The organism is Serratia sp. CY55921 (assembly GCF_052167655.1).
Taxonomy (GTDB): domain Bacteria; phylum Pseudomonadota; class Gammaproteobacteria; order Enterobacterales; family Enterobacteriaceae; genus Serratia; species Serratia ureilytica.
In genome coordinates this window covers 2,411,778-2,436,757 of the sequence record NZ_JBJNMU010000001.1, presented here as the reverse complement: position 1 = coordinate 2,436,757, position 24,980 = coordinate 2,411,778, and the positions used below count along the sequence as shown (strand labels likewise).

22 protein-coding genes, 6 tRNA genes and 3 other RNA genes are annotated in these 24,980 nt (G+C 60.5%); 19 read left to right on the top strand and 12 right to left on the bottom strand.

Annotated elements, in window-relative coordinates; translation table 11 throughout:
- Position 1 precedes the first annotated feature (1 nt).
- The 12 genes from cpoB to pnuC all read left to right on the top strand — a co-directional run bounded on the left by cpoB (position 2) and on the right by pnuC (position 4,274).
- Positions 2-796 carry a cell division protein CpoB gene (gene cpoB / locus ACJ8M3_RS11850; protein WP_004939852.1) on the top strand — a complete coding sequence of 265 codons (795 nt, stop codon included), beginning with the start codon at positions 2-4 and terminating at the stop codon, positions 794-796.
- A 178-nt stretch (positions 797-974) separates the two neighbouring features.
- A tRNA-Lys gene (locus ACJ8M3_RS11845) sits at positions 975-1,050 on the top strand.
- A gap of 29 nt (positions 1,051-1,079) precedes the next feature.
- Positions 1,080-1,155, top strand: a tRNA-Val gene (locus ACJ8M3_RS11840).
- Positions 1,156-1,162: 7 nt separating this feature from the next.
- Positions 1,163-1,238: transfer RNA gene (locus ACJ8M3_RS11835), tRNA-Lys, on the top strand.
- A gap of 15 nt (positions 1,239-1,253) precedes the next feature.
- A non-coding RNA gene (locus ACJ8M3_RS11830) (RtT sRNA) lies at positions 1,254-1,378 on the top strand.
- Between the two features lie 151 nt (positions 1,379-1,529).
- Positions 1,530-1,605 (top strand) — tRNA-Lys (locus ACJ8M3_RS11825).
- Positions 1,606-1,618: 13 nt separating this feature from the next.
- Positions 1,619-1,741: non-coding RNA, RtT sRNA (locus ACJ8M3_RS11820), on the top strand.
- Between the two features lie 45 nt (positions 1,742-1,786).
- A tRNA-Val gene (locus tag ACJ8M3_RS11815) sits at positions 1,787-1,862 on the top strand.
- Between the two features lie 6 nt (positions 1,863-1,868).
- Positions 1,869-1,944 (top strand) — tRNA-Lys (locus ACJ8M3_RS11810).
- 76 nt (positions 1,945-2,020) lie between these two features.
- A non-coding RNA gene (locus ACJ8M3_RS11805) (RtT sRNA) lies at positions 2,021-2,145 on the top strand.
- A 321-nt stretch (positions 2,146-2,466) separates the two neighbouring features.
- Complete coding sequence (gene nadA, locus ACJ8M3_RS11800; RefSeq protein WP_089196730.1) at positions 2,467-3,528, top strand: quinolinate synthase NadA; 1,062 nt, start codon at positions 2,467-2,469, stop codon at positions 3,526-3,528.
- Positions 3,529-3,548: 20 nt separating this feature from the next.
- Positions 3,549-4,274, top strand: coding sequence for a nicotinamide riboside transporter PnuC (gene pnuC / locus ACJ8M3_RS11795; RefSeq protein ID WP_046686582.1), 726 nt, complete (start codon positions 3,549-3,551; stop codon positions 4,272-4,274).
- A gap of 35 nt (positions 4,275-4,309) precedes the next feature.
- Here pnuC and zitB read toward each other — a convergent pair whose 3' ends face one another.
- Genes zitB through ACJ8M3_RS11780 form a run of 3 tightly spaced genes read right to left on the bottom strand, consistent with a single transcriptional unit; the run spans position 4,310 to position 9,074 of the window.
- Positions 4,310-5,272, bottom strand: coding sequence for a CDF family zinc transporter ZitB (gene zitB, locus ACJ8M3_RS11790; RefSeq protein WP_033652340.1), 963 nt, complete (start codon positions 5,270-5,272; stop codon positions 4,310-4,312).
- Positions 5,272-8,472, bottom strand: a complete 3,201-nt coding sequence (locus tag ACJ8M3_RS11785; RefSeq protein ID WP_089196731.1) for an ATP-binding protein — start codon at positions 8,470-8,472, stop codon at positions 5,272-5,274. Before ACJ8M3_RS11785 ends, zitB begins: the two co-directional genes overlap by 1 nt.
- Complete coding sequence (locus ACJ8M3_RS11780) at positions 8,469-9,074, bottom strand: response regulator (RefSeq protein ID WP_033642206.1); 606 nt, start codon at positions 9,072-9,074, stop codon at positions 8,469-8,471. Before ACJ8M3_RS11780 ends, ACJ8M3_RS11785 begins: the two co-directional genes overlap by 4 nt.
- A gap of 212 nt (positions 9,075-9,286) precedes the next feature.
- Between ACJ8M3_RS11780 and aroG the strand changes: the two genes are divergently transcribed.
- The 3 genes from aroG (at position 9,287) to ACJ8M3_RS11765 (ending at position 12,834) form a co-directional block, all read left to right on the top strand.
- Positions 9,287-10,339: a 3-deoxy-7-phosphoheptulonate synthase AroG gene (gene aroG / locus ACJ8M3_RS11775; RefSeq protein WP_089196732.1), complete on the top strand. Its 1,053-nt coding sequence runs from the start codon at positions 9,287-9,289 to the stop codon at positions 10,337-10,339.
- A gap of 259 nt (positions 10,340-10,598) precedes the next feature.
- The gene (locus tag ACJ8M3_RS11770; RefSeq protein WP_033642207.1) at positions 10,599-11,789 is read left to right on the top strand and encodes a YjgN family protein; all 1,191 of its coding nucleotides are present in this window, start codon (positions 10,599-10,601) and stop codon (positions 11,787-11,789) included.
- Between the two features lie 7 nt (positions 11,790-11,796).
- Positions 11,797-12,834, top strand: coding sequence for a M48 family metallopeptidase (locus tag ACJ8M3_RS11765; protein WP_089196733.1), 1,038 nt, complete (start codon positions 11,797-11,799; stop codon positions 12,832-12,834).
- 46 nt (positions 12,835-12,880) lie between these two features.
- On the opposite strand, the gene gpmA is transcribed toward ACJ8M3_RS11765, so the two are convergent.
- The 9 genes from gpmA to modE all read right to left on the bottom strand — a co-directional run bounded on the left by gpmA (position 12,881) and on the right by modE (position 21,940).
- Positions 12,881-13,633, bottom strand: a complete 753-nt coding sequence (gpmA, locus tag ACJ8M3_RS11760; protein WP_016928714.1) for a 2,3-diphosphoglycerate-dependent phosphoglycerate mutase — start codon at positions 13,631-13,633, stop codon at positions 12,881-12,883.
- 216 nt (positions 13,634-13,849) lie between these two features.
- Complete coding sequence (locus ACJ8M3_RS11755; RefSeq protein ID WP_033642211.1) at positions 13,850-14,197, bottom strand: PsiF family protein; 348 nt, start codon at positions 14,195-14,197, stop codon at positions 13,850-13,852.
- 197 nt (positions 14,198-14,394) lie between these two features.
- A complete protein-coding gene (gene galM / locus ACJ8M3_RS11750; protein ID WP_089194396.1) occupies positions 14,395-15,438 on the bottom strand; it encodes a galactose-1-epimerase in 1,044 nt (347 codons plus the stop codon).
- A complete protein-coding gene (gene galK, locus ACJ8M3_RS11745; protein ID WP_033642213.1) occupies positions 15,432-16,583 on the bottom strand; it encodes a galactokinase in 1,152 nt (383 codons plus the stop codon). Before galK ends, galM begins: the two co-directional genes overlap by 7 nt.
- Positions 16,580-17,632, bottom strand: coding sequence for a galactose-1-phosphate uridylyltransferase (gene galT / locus ACJ8M3_RS11740; protein WP_042783874.1), 1,053 nt, complete (start codon positions 17,630-17,632; stop codon positions 16,580-16,582). Before galT ends, galK begins: the two co-directional genes overlap by 4 nt.
- Positions 17,633-17,916: 284 nt before the next feature.
- Complete coding sequence (locus ACJ8M3_RS11735) at positions 17,917-18,735, bottom strand: CPBP family intramembrane glutamic endopeptidase (protein ID WP_033652347.1); 819 nt, start codon at positions 18,733-18,735, stop codon at positions 17,917-17,919.
- 167 nt (positions 18,736-18,902) lie between these two features.
- Positions 18,903-19,475: a cysteine hydrolase family protein gene (locus tag ACJ8M3_RS11730; RefSeq protein WP_033642216.1), complete on the bottom strand. Its 573-nt coding sequence runs from the start codon at positions 19,473-19,475 to the stop codon at positions 18,903-18,905.
- Positions 19,476-19,570: 95 nt separating this feature from the next.
- The gene (gene modF / locus ACJ8M3_RS11725) at positions 19,571-21,058 is read right to left on the bottom strand and encodes a molybdate ABC transporter ATP-binding protein ModF (protein ID WP_089197674.1); all 1,488 of its coding nucleotides are present in this window, start codon (positions 21,056-21,058) and stop codon (positions 19,571-19,573) included.
- 90 nt (positions 21,059-21,148) lie between these two features.
- Positions 21,149-21,940: a molybdenum-dependent transcriptional regulator gene (gene modE / locus ACJ8M3_RS11720; RefSeq protein WP_089196734.1), complete on the bottom strand. Its 792-nt coding sequence runs from the start codon at positions 21,938-21,940 to the stop codon at positions 21,149-21,151.
- Positions 21,941-22,132: 192 nt separating this feature from the next.
- On the opposite strand from modE, the gene ACJ8M3_RS11715 reads away from it, so the two are divergent.
- From ACJ8M3_RS11715 to modC, 4 genes are all read left to right on the top strand, one after another.
- The gene (locus tag ACJ8M3_RS11715; RefSeq protein WP_004939813.1) at positions 22,133-22,282 is read left to right on the top strand and encodes an AcrZ family multidrug efflux pump-associated protein; all 150 of its coding nucleotides are present in this window, start codon (positions 22,133-22,135) and stop codon (positions 22,280-22,282) included.
- Positions 22,283-22,440: 158 nt separating this feature from the next.
- Positions 22,441-23,214, top strand: a complete 774-nt coding sequence (gene modA / locus ACJ8M3_RS11710; protein ID WP_089196735.1) for a molybdate ABC transporter substrate-binding protein — start codon at positions 22,441-22,443, stop codon at positions 23,212-23,214.
- Positions 23,211-23,900 (top strand): molybdate ABC transporter permease subunit, encoded by a 690-nt coding sequence (gene modB, locus ACJ8M3_RS11705; protein WP_442514685.1) that lies wholly within the window; start codon positions 23,211-23,213, stop codon positions 23,898-23,900. The genes modA and modB overlap by 4 nt, the downstream gene beginning before the upstream one ends.
- Positions 23,901-24,968: a molybdenum ABC transporter ATP-binding protein ModC gene (modC, locus tag ACJ8M3_RS11700; protein ID WP_442514684.1), complete on the top strand. Its 1,068-nt coding sequence runs from the start codon at positions 23,901-23,903 to the stop codon at positions 24,966-24,968.
- Positions 24,969-24,980: the final 12 nt, after the last annotated feature.

The following is a 24,980-nucleotide window of genomic DNA, read 5'->3' as shown; positions in this document are numbered from 1 at the left end:
CATGAACAGTAACTTCAGACGTCACCTGTTGAGTCTGTCGTTACTGGTTGGCGTAGCGGCCCCTTGGGCCGCTACTGCCCAAGCGCCAATCAGTAATGTCGGCTCCGGCTCGGTCGAAGACCGTGTCACCTCGCTTGAGCGCATCAGCAATGCTCAAGGCCAGCTTTTAAACCAACTCCAGCAGCAACTCTCTGACAATCAACGCGACATTGATTCTCTCCGTGGACAAATCCAGGAAAGCCAGTATCAGTTGAATCAGGTCGTTGAACGCCAGAAGCAAATCTATCAACAGATGGATAGCCTCAGCCAGGGCGGCGCTCAGAGCGCCTCTGCGGCAGCAGGCGCTGCCGGCGGGGCAGCCGCAGGCGCATCTTCCGATGCGGGCAGCAGCGCGCCTGCAGCCGCTTCTGCAACGCCGAGCGGCGGTGATGAGAACAGTGACTACAACGCCGCTGTTTCTCTGGCGCTGGAAAAAAAACAGTATGACCAGGCGATTTCCGCCTTTCAGTCCTTCGTAAAACAGTACCCGAAGTCCACTTACCAGCCCAATGCCAACTATTGGCTGGGCCAGTTGTTCTACAACAAGGGTAAAAAAGACGATGCGGCCTACTATTTTGCGGTGGTGGTGAAGAATTACGCTAAATCACCGAAGGCGCCGGACGCCATGTACAAGGTGGGTATCATCATGCAGGAAAAAGGGCAGGCTGATAAAGCCAAGGCCGTGTTCCAGCAGGTGATTAAACAATACCCAACCAGTGCGGCGGCCAAGCAGGCGAAAAGTCGCGTAGGCGGTTAACGGCTAGAAAAATGAGCCCAGAAGTTAGTCGATTTGACCGATTTCTGGGCTCATTCGCGTGAAGAACAAGCAGTTGAACGCATCGGTAAAAAATTTAGGTTGCGCTGCCAAGATAAATTAGTAATATATGCCGCCGTTGCCAAGACATCTTGCAAGATGTTAAAGCGGCAGGGAAATTGGGTCGTTAGCTCAGTTGGTAGAGCAGTTGACTTTTAATCAATTGGTCGCAGGTTCGAATCCTGCACGACCCACCAATTTCTGAAGTAGCAGTAACCACAACAGTGGGTGATTAGCTCAGTTGGTAGAGCATCTCCTTTACACGGAGGGGGTCGGCGGTTCGAGCCCGTCATCACCCACCACTGTTATGGGTCGTTAGCTCAGTTGGTAGAGCAGTTGACTTTTAATCAATTGGTCGCAGGTTCGAATCCTGCACGACCCACCATTCTTTAAGAATGGCTGCGATAGAGAATCGTAAAGGATGAGAACCGTAAAGGTTCGAGTCTCGCGAAGCGAGACAACATCACTCCGGTGATGGCCCGCAAGGGCGAGGCCAAAGGCCGAGTTATCCTGCACGACCCACCATTCTTTGAGAATGGCAGCTTCAGAATCGGTTTGATGTGGCAAGTAAAGGTCCGAGTCGAGTACCCGTCGAGTTGTCCTGAACATCCCCATCCTTGTTTTCCGCGAGTCGGTTCCAATAACCTATTCGCCATCAGCAGTAAACCACATCAGTGGGTCGTTAGCTCAGTTGGTAGAGCAGTTGACTTTTAATCAATTGGTCGCAGGTTCGAATCCTGCACGACCCACCACTCTTTAATAGAGCAAGGTGTTAAATCGTCAGGATGAGAACCGTAAAGGTTCGAGTCTCGCAAAGCGAGACAACATCACTCAGGTGATGGCCCGAAGGGCGAGGCCAAAGGCCGAGTTATCCTGCACGACCCACCACTCTTTAATAGAGCAAGGTGTGAAAAATAGCAGTACCACAGCAGTGGGTGATTAGCTCAGTTGGTAGAGCATCTCCTTTACACGGAGGGGGTCGGCGGTTCGAGCCCGTCATCACCCACCACACTGCGGGTCGTTAGCTCAGTTGGTAGAGCAGTTGACTTTTAATCAATTGGTCGCAGGTTCGAATCCTGCACGACCCACCAATTCAGAAAAAAGCGCCTTTTGGCGCTTTTTTCGCATCTGCGCCTACCTGGCTCTGCCTTTATCTTCTTGCTGACATAGCCCACTGAGTCGTGCGGGTGAGATCCTGCGTTCAGGTTCGAGCATCGCGCAGCGATACGACAACGCGCAGCGTTGCCCGTAGGGTGAGGCCACAGGCCGAATCAATCCTGCACGACCCACCCATTCAGAGAAAAGCGCCTTTTGGCGCTTTTTTCGCCTATGCAGCACCCCAACCTGAATCCCTGCTTTCTCGTTTCAACTCTGCGCTAATCGGCATCCGGGTCTTCCCTGGGCGTTATGCGTCTTCGCCAGGCCATTATCCGCTGTGTTCTGCGCGGCTCATTCCAGTGTTTTTAATCTATTAAACAATAGGTGCGCAAAATTGAAAATATCAGCGGACTTTTCGCGCTGATTTAGGTATTTTGTTTAGTATATAAAACGAAGGGCGTTGCGGCAGGCAATATTCAAGCGGCAGGCGCCCAGCCTAGCATGAGATTGCAGCGATGAGTGAAATGTTTGATGTCAATGCGGCGGTGTATCCCTTCCCGCCTAAACCGGTACCGCTGAACGTAGCCGAAAAAGCCTTTTATCGCGAAAAGATCAAAACCCTGCTCAAGCAGCGCAACGCGGTGATGGTCGCCCACTATTATACCGATCCGGAAATCCAGGCGCTGGCGGAAGAAACCGGTGGCTGCGTGGCGGATTCGCTGGAAATGGCGCGCTTCGGCAGCGCCCATCCGGCTTCCACGTTGTTGGTGGCCGGCGTGCGCTTCATGGGGGAGACCGCCAAGATCCTCAGCCCGGAAAAACAGGTGCTGATGCCGACCCTGTTTGCCGAATGTTCGCTTGACCTGGGTTGCCCGGAAGAGGAGTTCCATGCGTTTTGCGACAGCCATCCCGATCGCACCGTGGTGGTCTATGCGAACACCTCGGCGGCGGTCAAAGCGCGCGCCGACTGGGTGGTGACCTCCAGCATCGCCGTCGAACTGATCGAGCATCTGGATAGCCTGGGCGAGAAAATTATCTGGGCGCCGGATCGCCATCTCGGCAGCTATGTGCAGAAGCAGACCGGCGCCGACGTGCTGTGCTGGCAAGGCGCCTGCATTGTCCATGACGAGTTCAAGACCCAGGCGCTGCGGCGCATGAAGGCGCTCTATCCGCAGGCGGCTATCCTGGTGCATCCCGAATCGCCTCAGGCGGTGGTCGAGCTGGCGGATGCGGTGGGGTCTACCAGCCAGTTGATTCAGGCGGCGAAAACATTGCCGCATCAACAGCTGATCGTTGCCACCGATCGCGGTATCTTTTACAAGATGCAGCAGGCCTGTCCGGACAAGGAGCTGTTCGAAGCGCCGACCGCCGGAGAAGGCGCGACCTGCCGCAGCTGCGCGCATTGCCCGTGGATGGCGATGAATGGCCTGAAGGCGATTGCCGAAGGGCTGGAGCAGGGGGGTGCACAGCATGAGATCCACGTGGACGCTGCGTTGCGTGAAAAGGCGCTGGTACCGCTGAACCGCATGCTGGATTTCGCCGCTCAGCTTAAGATGCAGGTTAAAGGCAACGCTTAACCGTTTAAAAGGATGACCTCATGAGCTTCTTCAGTACCAGCAATATTCTGGTGCACATTCCGCTTGGCGCGGGCGGTTACGATCTGTCGTGGATCGAAGCCATCGGCACGCTGTTCGGGTTGCTGTGCATCTGGTACGCCAGCAAGGAAAAAATCGTCAACTACCTGTTCGGCCTGATCAACGTCACGCTGTTCGCGGTGATTTTCTTCCAGATCCAGCTGTACGCCAGCCTGCTGCTGCAGCTGTTTTTCTTCGTCGCCAACATTTACGGTTGGTATGCCTGGAGCCGCCAGACGCAGGATAATCAGGCTGAGCTGCAGATCCGCTGGCTGCCGCTGCCGAAAGCGCTGGCTTGGGCGGCGGTGTGCGTCATCGGCATTGGCCTGATGACCTTTAACATCGACCGCGTGTTCGCCTGGCTGACGCAGATTGCGGTGGCGGTGATGCAAGGGCTGGGGCTGAACGTACAGATGCCGACGCTGCAGCCGGACGCCTTCCCGTTCTGGGATTCGGCGATGATGGTGCTGTCCATCGTGGCGATGATCCTGATGACGCGCAAGTACGTGGAAAACTGGCTGCTGTGGGTGGTGATCGATGTCATCAGCGTGGCGATCTTCGCTTACCAGGGCGTTTACGCGATGGCGCTGGAGTACGTCATTCTGACGTTGATCGCGCTGAACGGCTCCTGGCTGTGGATCAAGAGCGCCGGGCGCAACCATTCCAATCCGTTATCTTCCGCTCCGTAACAACGCAGAGGGCGCCGTGATGGCGCCCTCCTGGCTTAGTGGCGATGCCCCAGGTGCGAATGCGCTTCGGCATGTGAGTGTTCACTCGGCTCCGGCGCCCGATTGATACCGCAGTCCGGCGTCTCGCAGTGCCGGTACTCCATCTGAATGGTCACGTGGCCGATCTTGTAGTGTTGCAATAGATAAGCCTGGATGCGTTGCAACAGCCCATCGTGGTCATGTGGCGGGATCACCTGCGCATGCAGCGTCATCAGCTTCTGTTCGCCGATCTGCCAGACGTGTACGTGGTGGATATTGCGCACTTCCGGGATGTTCAGGCACAGGTCTTTTTGCAGCTTGGCGATATCGACCTCCTGCGGCGTGCCTTCCAGCAGCTCGTGGAAGCTCTCCTTCAGCAGCCGCCAGGCGCTGCGCAGCACCAGACAGGAGACCAGTACCGACAGGATCGGGTCAATCGGCGTCCAGCCGGTGGCGAGAATAACGATGGCCGCGACGATAGCGCCCACCGAGCCGAGCAGGTCGCCCAGCACATGCAGCGCGGCGGCGCGCACGTTGATATTTTTCTCTTCGCTGCCGCGATGCAGCAGCCAGAAGGCGAACAGGTTCGCCAGCAGCCCCGCTATGGCGATGATCAGCATCGGGGTACCCATCACCGGCTGCGGTTCGAAGAAACGCCGTATCGCCTCCCACAGGATGAATACCACGATCACCAGCAGCGCCGCGGCGTTGAGGAAGGCCGCCAGCGTGGTCAGGCGCAGGTAGCCGAAGGTGTGGCGCGCGTTGGGTTTGCGCTGGGAGAAGTGCACCGCCATCAGCGCCACCAGCAGCGCGGCGGCGTCGGTCAACATATGGCCGGCGTCGGCCAACAGCGCCAGCGAGCCGGACAACAGGCCGCCGACCACCTCGGCCACCATAAAGACGGCGGTGACTAAAAAAGCGGTCAGTAGGCGTTTACTATTACTGTCTTTCGGCAGGTGTACGTGTGGAGTGTCCGACATTATTCATCCTTATGCATAGCGAAAGAGGGGGCGGCGGTGAGCAGAGCGTCCAGCTCCGGTTCTATCTGCGCCACTAACGCCTTTAATTTAGTATAAGCGGCGGCGGCAAGCTCGCCCCGACGTGCGGTATCCACCAGCTGTTGGCACAGCTGCGCGGCTTCCGGCAGCTGCAGCATCAGCAGGCTGCCCTTGATGCGGTGTGCCGCCTGCTCCAGGCGAGGCCAGTCGTTCGCGGCGACGGCGTCCGCGAGCCGCTGCCGGTCTTGCCGCAGCGTATCGCCGAGCGTCTGCGCCAGCCGCTGCAGCATGGCGCGATCGCCGCCCGCCATGTCGGCCAGCGTTTGCCGTAGGTCAGTAAGGACTGACTTTTCTTCCTGAGCCTGCGGTTGCTGAGCCAATACCTGGCCGATCGCCGTCAGCGAAATCGGCTTGGTCAGGAAGTGATCGATCGCCACCAGCCCCGGCGGGATGCGGGTAAACTCCTGCACGTCCGCCGAACAGAGCACGATGCGGCAAGGCGGGCGCTGCAGCCGCTGTTCGTCGCGCCGGATCAGCCTGGCCAGCGTCAGGCCGTCCGGGCGCGGCATGTTATAGTCGATAAACAGCAGGTCAAACGGCTGCCGTCGCTGGGCCTTCAGCAGCGCATAGCCTTGTTCGAAGCGGGCGGGTTGCTGCCCGAAGTGGCGCAGTTGGCGTTCCAGCAGCAACAAATTGGTGGGATGATCGTCGATCAGCGCGGTACGCAAGGCGGAAGACGGCAGAGCAAAGGTGTGCTCCTCCTGGGCGCCAGTCGGCGCGTCGCCGCTCAGCTCGACCGGTATCACTACCTCGACGCGGGTGCCGACGCCCGGCTGCGAGTGCAGCTCTATGCGGCCGCCCATCTGTTCGACGATTTCTTTGCAGATAGAGAGGCCCAAACCGGTACCTTGCACCGAGATGCGTTGCGCGCCGCGCGCGCGGTAAAACGGTTGAAACAGCTTGCCTACTTCATCGGCGGCGATGCCGTAGCCGCTGTCGTTCACCGTTAACTGCAACTCTCCCCGTCGTTCATCCTGCGCGCGCCAGCCAACTTCGACCTGAATGGTTCCGCGCGTCGTGAACTTTATCGCATTGTTTATCAGGTTGTTAGCCACCTGAAGTAAACGCTCACCATCAATGACCACCGCCTCCGGCAGCGCCGGATCTGCCGCCACTTTCAACGTCAACGGCCGTTCGCCGATAAGCGGCCGGTAAAGGGCGTCGATGCGCGCGACCCAGGGGCGCAGCGCCACCGGTTTTGGCGCCAACGTCAACGACCCGGTTTCCAGTCGGGCGTGATCCTGCAGGTCGTTGAGCAGGTTGAGCAGCGATGAGGCCGAACTGTAAATCACCGGCAGGCCTTCCGGCGCCGGTTGGCGTTTGAGCTCCAGTTCCAGCAGGCCAAGGATGGCGTGCATCGGCGTGCGCAGTTCATGGCTGACGGTGGCGAGGAATTTGCTCTTCATGCGGTTTTCCGCTTCGGCGCGGCGGCGCGCCTGCTCGAGCTCTTCGCGTTCGCGTTTTTCACGGCGCTGCAGCATGAAACGGCGCAGCGTCAGCGCCAACAGCAACACGGTGGCGGCGGCCAACAGCGCCAGCAGCCAGGTGGTCTGCGGCGGCATGCGGTTGTCGTTCACCGCGTCGATAAGGTTGCTGCGGTCGACGATCCACTCGTCGCGCAGCGATTGCAGGGTATCCGCCGGGATCTGCATCAGGTTCTTATCGAGGATCGCCAGCAGCAGCGGCTGATCGCGGCGTACGCCGAACGCTACCGGATAGGGGATGTTGTTGGCGGCGAAGGCCAGTTTGATCGCGCCGGAATAGCGCGACAGCGCCAAAAAGTTGGCGGAAATGACGTTATCCACCAGCGCATCCAACTGGCCGTTGGCCAGCGCGTCGTACATCGACTTGCTGTCGGCGAAGCTGACGGTCTGTTCCTGTTCCGGCACCAGCCCCTGCGCCAAATCGCCCTGCAGCACGCCGATGCGCTTGCCGGCCAGATCGCTCCAGGTCGAGACGCCGTTGGCATACTGGCCGACGTAAACGCCCCACAGCGAACGGTGGATCGGCATGCTGGCGCCATAGCGCGCCTTGACGCCGCGCGCCAGCGGCAGGGCGGCGCGGAAGCTGGCCTGGCCGGATTGCACCAGCTGATCGGCCTGCTCGGCGTTGCGCGCCCACAGCGGCGCGAAACGCAGCCCGGTGTTTTGCGCGATGATGTTGAGAATATCGATGGCGTAGCCGCGCGGCTGGCCGTCGGAACCGCGGTAGGCGAACGGGAAGTTGTTCTCGATGGCGGCGTAGTAAACCACGCGGTGGCTCGCCACCCAATTCTTCTCCATCGTCGTCAGATCGGCATTGCCGGTATCGAGGTAGCTGGGGATCTTTTTGCTCCAGCGGCTCTGCAGGGCATTCATCAGTTCCATCGGCGCGTCGGCGATGGCGGTGTCCAGCGTGTCTATCAGGCGCGGATCGGCGGCGGCGAACACGAAGGACAGGTTGCCCAGGTTCTCGTTGCTTTCAATTTGATAGAGCTGGCCGAGCTGCAGCTGGTCGATGATAAAGCTGGCGCTGGCCTCGTCGGCGATAAAGTAGTCGCTGCTGCCGTTGAGCAGCGAATAGACCGCCTGCAGGTTGTTGTCGTAGCGCTGGATCTGCGACGCCACCGCCTGCAGGGCGCCGCCGGACTGCATGTCGGTCAGCGCGCCGATCGCGACGCGGGCGTTGGCGGAATTGAGCATCACCGGCCTATCGTTGCTGCGATCGCGCAATACGCGCAGGTTGCTGGTGTAGTAAGGCTGGGAGATCTCCAGCCCGTGCAGCGCTTCGCTCTGCGGGATGCCGTACAGCAGGTCGACCTTGCCGTCGTGCAGCGCCTGTTCCAGCTGGGTCAGATCGGCGAAGCCGTAAATGGCGAAGCGGATGCCGGTCACCTGCTGGATATAGCCGAGGTAGTCGGCGTTCAGCCCATACAGATCGTCGTCCACGATGATGTTGTACGGGCTGGTGTTCTCACTGATGATACCGACGCGCAGCGTGCGATCGCGCCAGGGATTTTTCTCGCCGACGATCAGCATATTCTCGGGGGTATTCAGGTTGCTGACCAGCTGATAGCGCACCGGCTCCGCCGCCTGCGCCAGGCCGCACCACAGGATCAGCAGCAGCAGGGCGCGGCGCATCATGGCGCCAGCTCTTTAAACACCGCCACCAGTTCCAGCAGGTTGCCGGCGCCGGTTTTGCGCTGGATGTTTTTTTTGTGCGTGCTGACAGTCTTGTTGCTGATGTGCAGCCGGTCGGCGATCTGCAGGTTGGACAGCCCCTGGCTCAGCAAGCCCAGCACCTCGAGCTCCTTAGGGGTGAGCAGCCCGCCGTCCGCCGTCGGCGCCTCTTCGGCCAGCGCGGCGGCGGGGAAGCTGATTTCACCGTCCAGCACCTGTTCGATCGCCTGCACCAACTCCGCCAGCGAGCTGCCTTTATTGACGAAACCGTCGGCGCCGGCGGCATGCGCCATGCGCGCATAGACATCGGCTTCCTGCGCGGTATAGATCAGGATCTTTTGTTGCGGATAGCGGCGGCGGATTTTTTTCAACAGCTGCAGCCCGTCGACCTGCGGCAGGCCGATATCCAGGATCACCAGGCCGAAAGCGGCCTCGGCCAGCAGGGCCAGCGCCTGTACGTCATCCTGCGCCGCCTGCAGGCGGTAGGGGCGGGATGATTTCATTAGCGCCGCTTCCAGTGCGACATGAACCACCGGGTGGTCATCAACTAATAGCAGAGAGGGCATGTTCAACTCGGGTCACTTTATATTCTGATCGCTAGCATAGCGAAAAAGGAGGCTCTGCGCTCGCCAGATGAAACAGCACAATCTGCTGTTAATTTGGCGGTTCCAGCGGCGGGGGGCAAAGGTGATTTACAGCGCCATTCTCACAGGCTAGATTGTTGGGATCTACACCGTTACGCACTGCGAAATACCCCACGATACCGAATGGAAAAGCTATGAATTACCAAAACGACGATTTACGCATTAATGATATTAAGGAACTCCTGCCGCCGGTGGCTTTGCTGGAGAAATTCCCGGCCACTGAACGCGCGGCAAAGACGGTGTCCCAGGCCCGCAGCGCAATTCACAATATCCTCCGCGGCAGCGACGATCGCCTGCTGGTGGTGATTGGCCCTTGCTCCATCCATGATACCCAAGCCGCCAAAGAGTACGCGGGGCGCCTGCTGGCGCTGCGTGAAGAACTGAGCGGCGAGCTGGAAGTGGTGATGCGCGTGTACTTCGAAAAACCGCGCACCACCGTGGGCTGGAAAGGCCTGATCAACGATCCGCAAATGGACAACAGCTTCCACATCAACGACGGCCTGCGCCTGGCGCGCAAGCTGCTGGTGGAGATCAACGACAGCGGGTTGCCGGCCGCCGGCGAATTCCTCGACATGATCACGCCGCAGTACCTGGCGGATTTGATGAGCTGGGGCGCCATCGGCGCGCGCACCACGGAATCGCAGGTGCACCGTGAACTGGCCTCTGGTCTCTCGTGCCCGGTCGGCTTCAAGAACGGCACCGACGGCACCATCAAGGTGGCGATCGACGCCATCAACGCCGCCGGCGCGCCGCACTGCTTCCTGTCGGTGACCAAATGGGGCCACTCGGCGATCGTTAACACCAGCGGCAACGGTGACTGCCACATTATCCTGCGCGGCGGCAAAGAGCCAAACTACAGCGCGGCGCATGTGAAGGACGTCAAAGCTGGTCTGAGCAAAGCGGGGCTGCCGGCGCAGGTGATGATCGACTTCAGCCATGCCAACAGCAGCAAACAGTTCAAAAAACAGATGGACGTGAGCGCCGATGTTTGCGGGCAAATTGGCGGCGGTGAAAAAGCGATTATCGGTGTAATGATCGAAAGCCACCTGGTGGAAGGCAACCAGAGCCTCGAAAGCGGCGAGCCGCTGGTTTACGGCAAGAGCGTCACCGACGGCTGCATCGGCTGGCAGGATACCGAAACCGTGCTGCGCGATCTGGCGGCGGCGGTGAAAGCGCGCCGCGGTTAATCGCGTAAAGAGGGGCTCGCCAGCGGGCCCTTTTTCTATTTACCTTAAAATTTTATATCTCCTGTCAATTTAAGGCCTACAGTCAATAGGCTTATTAAATCTTTAAGCGGCCGTATTCGCATTATTCCTATTTAATAAAAGAATAATTGTCACCGCTCTCGGCATTGTGCTTATATAAGACGCTTTTTTATTCCATAAACCCCGCAGGCCTAATAAGTGGGGAGTGGTATGACCTTATTCCTTTCAGGATGAAAGAATTATGACAAACAATACCTCGCAGCCGCTGGGGCTGCACCGGATTAAATTCCATGGGAAAGGTGGTGAGTACTTCGCTATTTGGTTAGTCAACGCGTTATTGACCGCTCTGACCCTGGGCATCTATTCCGCCTGGGCGACGGTGCGTCGTCGTCGCTATTTTTACGGCAACACGGAATTGGACGGCGATCGTTTCGATTATCATGCGCAGCCGCTGCAAATTCTGAAAGGACGGCTGTTGGTGATCGGCGGCATCATCGTATTTTATTTCCTGCTGGCGGTGACGCCATTGCTGGGGCTGTTGGCGCTGCTGGTATTGCTTGCCCTGTTGCCGTGGATCGTTATCCGCAGCTGGCGCTACAATGCGATTATGTCGAGCTATCGCGGCGTGCGCTTTAATTATGTCTGCCGCACCGGGCGCGCCTATTGGGCTTTGCTATTCTGCCCGTTATTGCTGATTATCGGACTGTATGTCGGTCTGATCGTCTTGCTCGGCATTGGCAGCGGTCTTGGCAGCATCAACGCCATCGCATTTATGCTGGTGCTGACGCTGATTTTGGCCGTGCCGGCATTTGCGGCGGTAAACGGCATTATTAGCGCACTGCAGCATGATTTGTACGTTAATAACCTGTTTTTCGGGAACACGCCGTTTATTGCCGAACTGAAGAAATCGGCCTTTATCAAATTTGCCTTGATCGGCCTGCTCATATTCCTGCCGTTCATGTTGGTCGCGCTGGTGTGCATCGGTTCGTTCTTCTTTACCCTCTATCAGATGGTATTGATGGGCATGTTGACCAACGAAGCCATCGATGTGCTGGTGCTGGACAATATCAGCAGCCTTCTGCTGATGATGGTGGTGCTGCTGATCGGCGCCCTGGTGGCCAGCAGCTACCAGGTTGTCGCCCAACGCAACTACCTGTTTAACCAGGCAAGGCTGAACGGCGACATCAAGCTGCATTCCTCAATGAAAACGCTGCCGTACATGGGATTGTTGATCACCAATACCCTGATTACCCTGTTCTCGCTCGGTTTGGCGGCGCCGGTGGCGGAAGTGCGTCATGCCCGTTATCTGGCGGCGTGCACGGCGGTTGAAGGCGATCTGGCGCTGCTGGACATTACGGCGCATCAGGAAACCGCCAACAGCGCGGTGGCCGAAGAAGCGGTGCAGGCGCTGGATCTGGGCGGCAGCTTCTGAGGCGCCGATGATCCTTGAAGGCGCTTATCAGTTGCCGGGGCGGGCCGCACGTGAGGCGGCTCGTCTGCTGGTGAACGAAAGCGGCGAAGGCGTGACGTTGCAGCGGCAGGATGAACAGCGTTACATCCCGCTGACGGACATCACCGTTTCTGCCGCGCTGGGCAATATTCCGCTGACGCTTACCTTCAAGGGCGGCGGGCGTTTTGTGCCCGATGACGACGCGGCCTTTCGCCGCTGGTTCTATCAGCGCCGTTCGCCGGGTTGGGTGCATCGCCTGGAACGCCATAAACGCGGCGTCGCCCTGGCGCTGCTGATGACGCTGCTGGCGGTAGTGACTTACGTTTACGTGGTGCTGCCGTGGGCGAGCAGCGAGATCGCCATGCGCATCCCCACCTCGGTGGAACAGAAGCTGGGCGAACATACGCAGACGTTCTTGGAGCAGAGTGGCTTCGCGCCCTCGGCACTGCCGGCCGAACGGCAACGGGCGCTGCAGCAGCTGTTCCGGCAGGTGATGCCGGCCGACATGCGCCAAGAGCGCACGCCGCTCTCGCTGAAGTTGATGGCGGCGCCCGGCGCGCCGAACGCCTTTATGTTGCCGGACGGCACGCTGGTGCTCAGCGATAGCCTGGTCACCTTGTCGAAAAACGACGATGGCTTGGCGGCGGTGATGCTGCACGAAATGGGGCATCACGCTTATCGCCATCCGATGAGCATGTTGGTGCGCTCGTCACTGGTGGCATTGACGCTGATGTGGATGACGGGTGACGTCAGCGGCATCGGCGACACGTTGCTGCAGTCCGCATCCTTCGTAAATGAGATGCAGTTTTCTCGCGGGATGGAGCGTGAGGCGGATGCGTTTGCGATAGCGGAAATGCAGCGCCAGGGGCGTTCGCTGGCGGAAATGGCGGCGATCTACCGCGCGTTGGCGCAGGCGCCTGAACGAGAAAAGACCGATGACTGGGCGCTGCCTGCCTGGCTCAGCACTCATCCGGCGATGCAGGAACGGCTGGATGCGGTAAATGAGGCGATGGCGCAGCAGAAATAAAAAAGCCCCCGGTGAAAACCGGGGGCTTTTTCGTGAACCGGCGAAATTACTTCGCTTTACCCTGGTTCGCCACGGCCGCCGCTTTTGCAGCGATCTCATCGGCGTTACCCAGGTAGTAACGTTTGGTTGGCTTGAAGTTCTCGTCGAACTCATACACCAACGGCACGCCGGTTGGGATGTTCAGCTCGAGGATTTCGTCTTCGCTCAGGTTATCCAGGTATTTCACCAGCGCGCGCAGCGAGTTGCCGTGCGCCGCAACGATCACGCGTTCGCCGCTCTTGATGCGTGGCAGGATCTCTTCGTCCCAGTAAGGGATAACGCGATCGATGGTCAGCGCCAGGCTTTCGGTCAGCGGCAGCTCTTGCTCGCTCAGCGAGGCGTAGCGCGGATCGTGGCCAGGGTAACGTTCGTCTTCTTTGGTCAGCTCCGGCGGGGTCACCGCGAAGCCGCGACGCCATTGTTTCACTTGCTCGTCGCCGTATTTTTCAGCGGTTTCGGCTTTGTTCAGACCCTGCAGCGCGCCGTAGTGACGTTCGTTCAGCTTCCAGGATTTTTCGGTTGGCAACCAGGCCTGATCCAGCTCGTCGAGGATGTTCCACAGGGTGTGGATCGCGCGCTTCAGTACGGAGGTGTAAGCGAAGTCGAAAGTGAAACCTTCTTCTTTCAACAGCTTGCCTGCTGCTTTCGCTTCGGTGCGGCCCTTGTCGGACAGATCAACATCATACCAACCGGTGAAGCGGTTTTCTTGGTTCCACTGGCTTTCGCCGTGACGCACCAGAACCAGCTTAGTTACAGCCATAGCTTAACTCCTTAATAATCTGACATTTCAATGATAACGAAAATCATTATATTGCCGCGGGCCGGGGCTCGGCAATCGATAGTGTCTAACCATAGCCAATTTCTTGCCGCAAAGTAAGGGCTGGAGAAAGGAAAAAGCTGAATCGTTCAGGCTGGGGCGGAAGGGGGAGAAACGGCGCGTCGGAATCGCTTCGGACGCGCCGTGGCAGAGGGAAAATCAGGCCGATTTTTTCAGGCAGTTGCTCATGAAGGTTTTACGCGCGTCGCCCTTCAGATCCTTGGTCTTGGCGTCGGCGTTGCAGCTTTTCATCTTCTGCTGCTGCGGCGTCAGGGTTTTGCCCGTTGCAGCGGCGCCTTCGGATTTCAGACAGGTGCTCATAAAGGTGGAGCGGTCCGCGCCTTTCAGCGACTTGGTGGATGCCTGCTGGTTGCAATCGGTCATGCGTTTCTGTTGGGCCGCCTGCGCCGGCGAAGGCGTTTTCGTCGCCGTCGTCGCGTCGGCCGCCATCAGATTGGTGCTCAGCATTAAGCCCGCCAGCAATGGAAGTGCAGTAATCAGACGCATAGGTGTTCCTTCAGCTATTGATTGGCCGCCATCGGCCGAAAATTGTGACGTTGCACAAGGCGTTGTGCTTATCACGGTAGCCTGAGTGTAGTGCGCGCTTTGGAATAAGGGAAGGTGGGCGCCGGCGGGGGGATAGGGCTAAAAGGTAAGCATTTATAACAAATCGCCCCCGGCCGCACGGCGAGGGGCATGGCGGGTTAGATAGGATAAAACTGATAATGCGTGGCGCTGCGGTAGCGGCTCCCCGGCTGCAGCCAGCAATCCGGCTGCGGCCACTCGGGATGGTGCGGGCTGTCCGGCAAAAACTCGCTTTCCAGCGCCACGCCGGCATGGTTGGCATAGCTGCCGCCGTCGCGCGCCGGCGTGCCGGCCAGAAAATTGCCGCTGTAGAGTTGCAGCGCAGGCGCGTCGGTGAACACGCTCATTTGCACCTGCCCGTCGGCGGACCATAAATGGGCCGCCGGGCTTTCCAGCGCGCCGCAGATGCGGTGCAACAGAAAGGCGTGATCGTAGCCGTTGACCCGCTGTTGGTCGCGATCGCGCAGGAAATCCTGCAGCAGCGTTTTCGGTTGACGAAAATCCATGCCGCTGCCGTCCACCGGCGTCAGCTCGGCGCAGGGAATGCCCTCGGCGTCGACGGGCAGATAGCGATCGGCGAACAGCTGCAGCCGTTGGGCGCGGGCGTCGGTGCCGGGGCCGTCCAGATTGAAATAGGCGTGGTTGGTCAGGTTGACCGGGCAGGGGCGATCGACCTGCGCCAGATAGCTGATTTCCAGACGATTATCGGGGGTCAGGCGGTAGCAAACCTGCACGTTGAGATTGCCGGGGAAGCCCTGATCGCCATCCGCTGAATGCAGAGCATAGCAGACCTGTTGCGCATCCTGCTGTACCCGGCGCCAGCGGCGGGCATGAAAACCGTCGGGGCCGCCGTGCAACTGGTGCGCGCCCTGATTGGCGAGCAGCGCATGGGATTTACCGTCGATGGGCAGGCTGGCATTGGCGATGCGGTTGGCGTAACGGCCAACGGTGGCGCCCAGATAGGCGCCCTGACGTTGATAGTCCGCGGCGCTGCGGCAGCCGAGCAGCAGCTCGCGTTTTTCGCCGGATGTGAGCGGTAATACCGCGGACAACCAGGTGGCGCCCCAGTCCATCAGGGTGACGGTCATGCCGCCGGCGTTTTGCAGCCGCGTCAGCTGGTAAGGCTGCCCATCGGGCGCCGCTTCCGTGCTCACCGTCAGCATGTGCCGGCCCCCTGCGAAGCCTGGCAGACGTAAAACGTTTCCCGCAATCCGCCGGTTTGCAGCGGATACTCGTGCGCCACGGCGGCGCGCACCGTTTCCACGAGGTCCTGTGGCATCAGCGCGACGATGCAGCCGCCAAAGCCGCCTCCGGTCATGCGCACGCCGCCGCGCGGGCCGAGGGTCGCTTTGACAATCTCGACCAACCGATCGATTGGCGGCACGGTGATTTCAAAGTCGTCACGCATCGAGGCGTGAGACTCCGCCATCAGCCGGCCCATGCGTTGCAGATCGCCGGCCGCCAGCGCATCGGCCGCCGCCAGCGTGCGGGCATTCTCGCTGATGACATGGCGCGCGCGTTTGGCCACCAACGGATCCAACTCATGTTGACGCGCTGCAAACTGTTCGGGGCTGACGTCGCGCAGCGCCTTGACGCCGAAGAAACGCGCCGCTTCTTCGCACTGTTTGCGGCGGGTGTTGTATTCGCTGTCCACCAGCCCGCGTTGCACATTGGAGTTGATGATCACCACCGCCACGCTGTCCGGCATCGGCACCGCGCGGGTCTCCAGCGAGCGGCAGTCGATCAGCAGAGCGCTGTCGCGCCGGCCGAGCGCGGAGATCAGCTGGTCCATGATGCCGCAGTTGCAACCGACGAATTGGTTCTCCGCCTCCTGGCCGTTCAGCGCCAGCGCCACGCCGTCCAGCGGCAGCTGATAGAGCGCCTGCAGCGCCTGGCCCACCGCCACTTCCAGCGCGGCGGAGGAGCTGAGCCCCGCGCCCTGCGGCACATTGCCGGCGATCACCAGATCCGCGCCGCCGAAGTCGGCGCTGCGGCGCTGAAGGTGCTTCACCACGCCGCGGACATAGTCGGACCAGCGCTGGTCGGGATGGCTGACGATCGGATCGTCGAGCGAGAATTGATCCTGCTGATTCTGATAATCGGCGGCCAGCACGCGGATCTGACGGTCGTCGCGCTTGGCGCAGGCGATAACGGTTTGGTAATCAATGGCGCAGGGCAGCACGAAGCCGTCATTGTAATCGGTATGCTCGCCGATCAGGTTCACCCGCCCCGGCGCCTGGATGGTCAACGCCGGCGCATAGCCGAAGTGTTCGGTAAACAGGGAATGGGTAAGCGGTTTCAGGCTCATGCTTGGGCTCCGGCTTCACGGTAATGAATATCGCTGACGGCGCGCAGACGCTCTGCGGCCTGTTCGGCGGTCAGGTCACGCTGGGTTTCCGCCAGCATCTCGTAACCGACCATAAATTTGCGCACGCTGGCTGAACGCAGCAGCGGCGGATAGAAATGGGCGTGCAGCTGCCAGTGCCGGTTGTCGGCGCCATTGAACGGCGCGCCGTGCCATCCCATCGAATAGGGGAACGAGCACTGGAACAGGTTGTCGTAGCGGCTGGTCAGCTTCTTCAGCGCCAGCGCCAGATCGCGGCTTTGCGCCGCGCTGAGATCGGTGATGCGCTGCACCGCCGTTTTCGGCAGCAGCAGCGTTTCAAACGGCCAGGCGGCCCAGTAGGGCACCACCGCCAGCCAGTGTTCGGTGTTCACCACGATGCGTTCGCCTGCGGCCAGCTCGCGCTGCGCATAGTCCAGCAGCAGCGGGGAGGCATGTTCCCGGAAATAGTCGTGTTGCAGGCGATCTTCGCGTTCGGCCTCGTTCGGCAGAAAACTGTTGGCCCAGACCTGCCCGTGCGGGTGCGGGTTGGAGCAGCCCATCGCCGCGCCTTTGTTTTCGAACAGTTGCACCCAGGGGTAGTGCTTGCCCAGCTCCTCGGTTTGCGCCTGCCAGGCGGCGACCACCTGCTCCAGCGCCGGCAGCGTCAGTTCGGGCAGGGTCTTGCTGTGATCGGGAGAGAAACAGATAACCCGGCTGACGCCGCGCGCGCTCTGGCTGCGCATCAGCGGATCGTGGCTGTCGGGCGCCGGCGGCGTATCGCTCATCAGCGCGGCGAAATCGTTGGTAAAGACATAGGTGCCGCGATATTCCGGATTGCGATCGCCGGTGACGCGCGCATTGCCCGGGCACAGGAAACAGTCGGGATCGTGCGTCGGCAGCGTTGCCGTGGGGACGCTCTCCTGTTGGCCCTGCCAGGGGCGCTTGGCGCGGTGCGGTGAGACCAGCACCCACTGGCCGCTCAGCGGGTTAAAGCGGCGGTGCGGATGGTCGATAGGGTTAAATTCCGTCATACGGTTCCTTTCTTGGCGTCGACGAGGGTGTAATCGCTTCCAATTACCGTCTTGATACGCCCATTGCTGAACAGGGAGTGGTCAATGCGCAAAAAGATAGCATGGCTACAGCGATAAAAAGGTGATCCAACGCGAAAAATGGAATCGTTTACACTTCGGTGCAAAGCGCCGGACAGGCGGCGTAAAGCAGCATGCAAAGCGGTTGATGGCGGGGCGGTGAGGCGCTTGTGATAGCGTTTTCATCCAGCCACCGGCAGAGAAGCGCTCTCTGCCGGCGTCAGACGTTAGGGATGCTGATACAGCGGGTAGGTGAAGAACAGCAGATGGGTCAGATTAAGCCCGAAATGGAACAGAATCGGTACCCACAGACGGCCGCTCCACATCCACGCCAGGCCGTAGATCACCCCGGCGAGGGTCGCGAAGATCACCATCAGCGTACCGCCCGCCAGATGCGCGGCGCCGAACACCAGGGAGGCGACAATCAGCGCCGGCCAGGCCCCCAGCCACTGGCTGAGGCGCTGCTGCAGGTAGCCGCGAAACAGCGCTTCTTCGGCCATGCAGACGAAGAACAGGTTCGCCATGACGAAGGGCAGGATCCAGGCAGGCGCATGCAGCTCGATTTTTAAGCCGCCCAGCGCCACCGCCAGCAGCAACAGCGCCGGCACGGCCAGCAGCAGCGCAATCCAGCCCGCCTTGCCGCCGTTGCCGCCGCGTTCGGCGGAAAACAATGTGGGCAAGCAGGCGAACAGCAGGAACGGCACCATCGCCTTGTCGAAGTTGTAATACATGGTGAACGGCGCGCTGAGCGGGCCGGCCTTTTCGCCGTCGATCATCAGCTGGTTGTGGATGCCAGGCACCAGATGCAAGAACAGCGCCACGCAGCCGGCGATCACCAACCCTTCGAGCGCGATCGCCAGATTACGCTGCGCGCGAAAATAATGACGTAGACCCGCCAGCGCCACGATGGCCAACAGGCAACCCAGGCTGAGTGGCGTCAGCACCCCATGATAAAGCCCCATGCCCGCCGAGGCGGCCAGGATCACCCAGGCTATCAGCCGGTTAAACGGCAAGAAAAATAACGAAGCAGCCAGTACGCCCCACATAATATGTCCCTTTAAAATATGTACACGGCGCTCAGCGCCTTTGCGGCGTGCGATGATGGCGAAATTGAGCGCTAAAGCGGATAGTAGCACACCAGAATGACGCTAAAGGTCGGGGCAGTGATGCATTCGTGCATTATGCCGGCCGACACAACCGGCGGCGATGCAGGTTAACCTCTCATCCAGGCCTGCGAACGGGTGATTTCGGCCAGATTTTGCAGGGTATCCAGACTCTGCTGGTGGATCTCCTGCGTAGGGGCTGCGCACAGATCGTGCAATACGGTCACCTGAAAGCCGGCGTCGTGCGCCTGACGCGCGGTGCTTTCGATGGCGAGCGGCGTGCTGATGCCCGCCAGCAGCAAATGGTGGCACCGATGTTGCCGCAGCCAGGCTAACAAATTGTTACCGGAGAAGGCGCTAACCGCCGTTTTTTCAAACTGCAGATCGGTCTCTTCCCGGTGCAGTTCGGGCACCCAGCGGCATCCCGGGCCGTTTAGCCGCAGCGCGCCGATCTGCTTGAGATGGTTGAACAGCGGCGAGTGAGGCGGGATGTCATGATAATCGTCGGCGAATCCCACCCGCACCCAAATTACCGGGATTTTTCGCACCCGCGCATAGGCCGCGGCGGCATTGACGTTGGCGAGCAGGTGGGTCGCCGCCACCTGTTCACGGCAGTGGTTGGCGCGGCCTTTGGGCCCGATAAGATCCTCGATCAGGTCGATGATAATCAACGCAGCGGACATGGCGTCTCCAGAAAATGGCCTTCTTTCTTTCTATGATAAAAGGCCAAATGTGATGTGCTGCGGTGAAGTGTTGCCGGATATGTTTACGCCGCGTTTCAGACGGAGGCTGCCTCCAGCCGCTGGTGTTGATAGCCGTAGCCGCCCTCGCCGTCGGGCACGAAGCTGAGGCGGTGGGTGATGCACTGCGGCGCATCTTCGGCATGGTGCGAAACGAACAGCAACTGCGTGGCGCCCTGGCCGATCAGCACGTCGATGAAGCGGCGCACCAGCTGGCGATTGAGCGGATCCAGCCCTTGCAGCGGTTCGTCGAGGATCAGCAGCGCCGGGTGTTTCACCAGCGCACGGGCGATCAGCGCCAGCCGCTGTTGGCCCCAGGAAAGGCTGTGGAACGGGGCGTCACCGCGCGCGCCGTTGAGCCCGAGCAGCGCCAGCCATTGCTCTGTCAGCTGCCGCTGGCGATCCGAGACCGCCTGATAAATGCCGATCGAATCGAAGAACCCCGACAGCACCACGTTGCGCACGCTGGTGTTGACGCGATAATCCAGATGCAGGCTGCTGCTGACGTAGCCGATATGGCGTTTGATTTCCCAGATGGTTTCCCCGCTGCCGCGGCGGCGGCCGAACAGCGTCAGATCGTTGCTGTAGCCCTGCGGGTGATCGCCGGTGATCAAACTGAGCAGGGTGGATTTGCCGGCGCCGTTTGGGCCGACGATCTGCCAGTGTTCACCAGGGTTAACCTGCCAGTCGAGATGATTGAGGATCGGCCGATCGTTATAGCTGACCACGCCGTCACGCAGGACGATCAGCGGACGATCCGCCGGCAGGGCCTCTTTTTGCGTCGGATCCTCCGTTTCCGGCAGCGCCAGCCCGCTGAGATTTTCGCTGTGCGCCAGCTGCGCCACCAGCGCGTCCGCCATCACCTGGCCGCGCGGCCCGCGGTTGGTCAGGGTGCAGTCCGCCAGCACGCCCACCTGCCGGACAAAATCCGGTATTTCGTCGAAACGGTTGAGCACCAGCACCACGGTTTGCCCCTGGGCGGAAAGCTCGCTCAGCAGTGCGGCGAGCTGCGCGCGCGAGTGCACGTCCAGCCCGTCGAAAGGTTCATCGAGGATCAGCAGGTCGGGCTGCGGCATCAGCGCGCGGCACAGCAGGGTTTTGCGCGTTTCGCCGGTGGAGAGGTATTTGAAGCGGCGCGTCAGCAGGGCGGTAATGCCGAACTGCGCGGCCAGTCGCTCACAGCGCGCGGCGTCTTTCACCTCTTCCTGAATGATTTCCGCCGCGGTGCGGCCGGTGTCGTCCTCGTCCGCGCTGAGCAGATCGGTATTGTTGCGTTGCCACTCGTCGCTGACCATCTTTTGCAACTGTTCGAAGGAGATGCGCACCGCATGCTGAAAGTCGCTGCGGCGTTCGCCGCGCAGCAGAACCAGTTCGTCGGCCAGCGCGCGCGCCAGGGCGGATTTGCCGCTGCCGTTGGCGCCGACGAAGGCCCAGCTTTCACCGGCCTGGATCGCCAGCGCTTCCAGCGTCAGGGTGCGGGTATCGCTCAAGCGGAATGAACCTTGCGAAATGTGCAACGACGACATCACCTGTTCCTTTTTTTGCAATTATTTGCCTTAGAAATAGGCGCATTGCCGGGTGATGTCAATCAACAAAAACGCAACATCACGTTGCGCTTAACACAACGTGGCGACAATCACCCGATCGGCGTTGAACAGGGCGTGTACGGCGGCGCCGACGCTCAGCTGCAGGCGCTGCAGCTCCGCCGTCGTCAGGGTGGCGCACAGGGTTTCGCCGCCCGCCAGCGTCACCAGCACCTCGCTGTGTTCGGCGCCCGGCTGAATGCCGGCCACCACGCCCGCCAGCGCATTATCCGCGTCGGCGTTATCGGCCGCATCGACGCTCAGACGCACCCAGGGCGCCTTGATCAGCGCCAGCACCTCTTTGCCGGGCGTCAGCTGCAGCCGATCGGCGCTTTGCTGGGTAATGGCCGCCGTCAGGCGAGTGCTGCCGTCGTTCAGCAGGATCGCCAGATGCTGCTGTACCTGCTGGTGGTCGCGTTCGATCACGGTGCCGAAAAACTGATTGCGCGCGCTGGTTTGCAGCGAGAAGCGCGAGATGGCCGCCAGCAGGCTATCGAGCGGCAGATCGTCCTGCTGCAGCACGTCGAACGCTTTTTGCTGCACCTGGCCCAGCAGATCGTACAGCTGGATCAGCCGTTGGCCGTAGTGCGTCAGATGCGCGCCCCCGCCGCCTTTGCCGCCGGTGGCGCGTTCCACCACCGTTTGTTCCGCCAGTTGGTTCATCTCATTGATGGCGTCCCAGGCGCTTTTGTAGCTGATGCCCGCCAGTTTGGCGCCCTGGCTGATGGAGCCGGTGTGCTGCACCTGTTTCAGCAGCGCGATGCGGCGCGGATCGGCGAACAGCTTTTGCTGGAGTTTGAGAGTCAGAAGAATTTCGGCCTGCATAGCGCATCCTGTCGGCGGCAAAAATCGTATTGTCGCCGATTTGGCGGCAAAGCGCCAAAGGGCACGTTTAGCCGATCACAATTTCGCCTCGCTGGCTAAAATAACTCCGGTTTTAGCGATTTTTTGGGTTAGAATAACCTGATATGCGGTGAAAGGCATTTGCCGCTCAATGGGCAGTTAAGCGAGGCTATCATGTTGGAATTATTGAAAAGTCTGTTATTCGCCGTGGTGATGGTGCCGGTGGTCATGGCGCTCATTCTCGGCTTGATCTACGGTTTTGGCGAAGTGTTCAACGTCTTCTCCAAAGTGGGCCGTTCGAAAGAAAACCGCACCCAGCACTGACCGTTCCCCATCCCGATACCCGTCGGCATCGCCCGGCGGGCATTCCTCAAGTTATCTCACGCTTTGCCGATAAACCGCATGACAAGCTTTCGCGCAACGTTATATTATTTTTTATATAACGAAGAGTGATAATGCACGTTAACTTGCGGAGAAAAACAATGAAACAGCAATGGACCAAATGGGTTGGCGGGATCGTGTTGGCATCGGGCCTGGTGACTCAGGCCTCGGCGGCGGAAAAGATCACCGTGTTCGCCGCCGCGTCGCTGACCAACGCGCTGCAGGACATCGCCACCCAGTATCAAAAAGGCAAGGACGTGCAGGTGGTTTCCTCCTTCGCGTCGTCCTCGACGCTGGCGCGCCAAATTGAGCAGGGCGCCCCGGCCGATCTGTTTATCTCCGCCGATCAACAGTGGATGGATTACGCCATCGACAAGCAGCAGATGGTGAAAGACACCCGCTATACGCTGCTGGGCAACGAACTGGTGCTGATCGCCGCCAAGAACGATAAACAAGACAAGATCGCCATCGACAAGCAGACCGACTGGACCAAGCTGCTCAACGGCGGCCGTCTGGCGGTGGGCGATCCGGATCACGTGCCGGCCGGCATCTACGCCAAAGAGGCGCTGGAACACCTGGGCGCCTGGCGCGCGCTGGAGCCGAAACTGGCGCGCGCCAACAACGTGCGCAGCGCGATGGCGCTGGTGGAGCGCGGTGAAGCGCCGCTCGGCATCGTCTACGGCTCCGACGCGGTCGCCAGCGACAAGGTGAAAGTGGTGGGCGTATTCCCGGAAGACAGCCACAAACCGGTTGAATATCCGATGGCGATTGTGAAAGATCGTCAAAATCCGACGGTCAGCGCTTTCTATACCTATCTGAAGGGCCCGGAAGCGGCCGCTATTTTTGAACATTATGGATTCACCCCGCGTAAATGATTCTGAGTGAGTACGAGTGGCAGGCGGTTGAGCTGAGCCTGAAAGTCTCCGGTTTGGCGGTGGTCTGCAGCCTGCCGTTCGGCATTCTGATGGCCTGGGTGCTGGTGCGTTGCCGCTTTCCCGGCAAGGCACTGCTGGACGGCGTCATTCACCTGCCGCTGGTGCTGCCCCCGGTGGTGGTCGGCTATTTGCTGCTGATCGCCATGGGGCGGCGCGGCGTCATCGGCGAGTGGCTGTACGACTGGTTCGGCTTCAACTTCAGCTTTAGCTGGCGCGGCGCCGCGCTGGCATCGGCGGTGGTGGCGTTTCCGCTGATGGTGCGCGCCATCCGGCTGGCGCTGGAGGCGGTGGATACCCGGCTGGAGCAGGCGGCGCGCACGCTGGGCGCCAACCCGTGGCGGGTGTTTTTCACCATCACGCTGCCGCTGTCGCTGCCCGGCGTCATTGTCGGCGTGGTGCTGGCCTTTGCCCGTTCGCTGGGGGAGTTCGGCGCCACCATCACCTTCGTCTCCAACATTCCCGGTGAAACCCGCACCATTCCGCTGGCGATGTATACGCTGATCGAAACGCCGGGGGCGGAGGCCGCCGCCGCGCGTCTGTGCGTGATCGCCATCGTGCTGTCGCTGGCTTCGCTGATGGTGTCCGAATGGCTGGCCCGCTGGGGCCGCAAACGGATGGGGGTGTAAATGCTGGAGCTGGACTTCTCGCAGCAGCTGGGCGACCTCAATCTCAACGTCCGCGCCGATTTGCCGGCGCAGGGCATCACCGCGATTTTCGGCCTGTCCGGCGCAGGTAAAACTTCATTGATCAACGCCATCGGCGGTCTGACCCGTTTGCAGCAGGGGCGCATCGCGCTCAATGGCCGCACGCTGGTGGATACTGCCGCGGGCCTCTGCCTGCCGCCGGAAAAGCGCCGTATCGGCTATGTGTTTCAGGATGCGCGCCTGTTCCCGCACTATCGGGTGCGCGGCAACCTGCAGTACGGCATGGTGGCCGGCATGCGTACGCAGTTCAACACCATCGTCGAGCTGCTGGGCATCGGGCCGCTGCTTAATCGGCTGCCCCTGACGCTCTCCGGCGGTGAAAAACAGCGGGTGGCGATCGGCCGCGCGCTGCTGACGGCGCCGGAACTGCTGCTGATGGACGAACCGCTGGCCTCGCTCGATCTGCCGCGCAAACGCGAGCTGCTGCCGTATCTGGAGCGGTTGGCGCAGGACGTGAACATCCCCATCCTCTATGTCAGCCACAGCCTGGACGAGATCCTGCGCCTGGCCGAGCAGGTGTTGGTGCTGGATCGCGGCGAGGTGCGCGCGTTCGGCGGGCTGGAAGCCGTCTGGGCCAGCAGCGCGCTGCGGCCGTGGCTGCAACGTGAAGATCAGAGCAGCGTGCTGCGCGTCAGCGTGATTGAGCATCATCAACGCTATGCCATGACCGCGCTGGCGCTCGGCGATCAAAGGCTGTGGGTCAGCGGCATCGATGCCGAATTGGGCACCCAGCTGCGCATTCGCATCAACGCCGCCGACGTCTCGCTGGTGCTGCAGCCGCCGGTCAACAGCAGCATTCGCAACGTCTTGCCGGCCAAGGTCAGCGAGTGTCTGGACGTGGACGGGCAGGTGGAGGTGAAGCTGGCGGTCGGGGAACACGTGCTGTGGGCGCGCATCACGCCCTGGGCGCGAGACGAACTGGCGATCCGCCCCGGGCAGTGGCTGTACGCGCAGGTGAAGAGCGTGTCGATCAGCCGCGAGAGCCGTTAAGGCGAGCCCTCC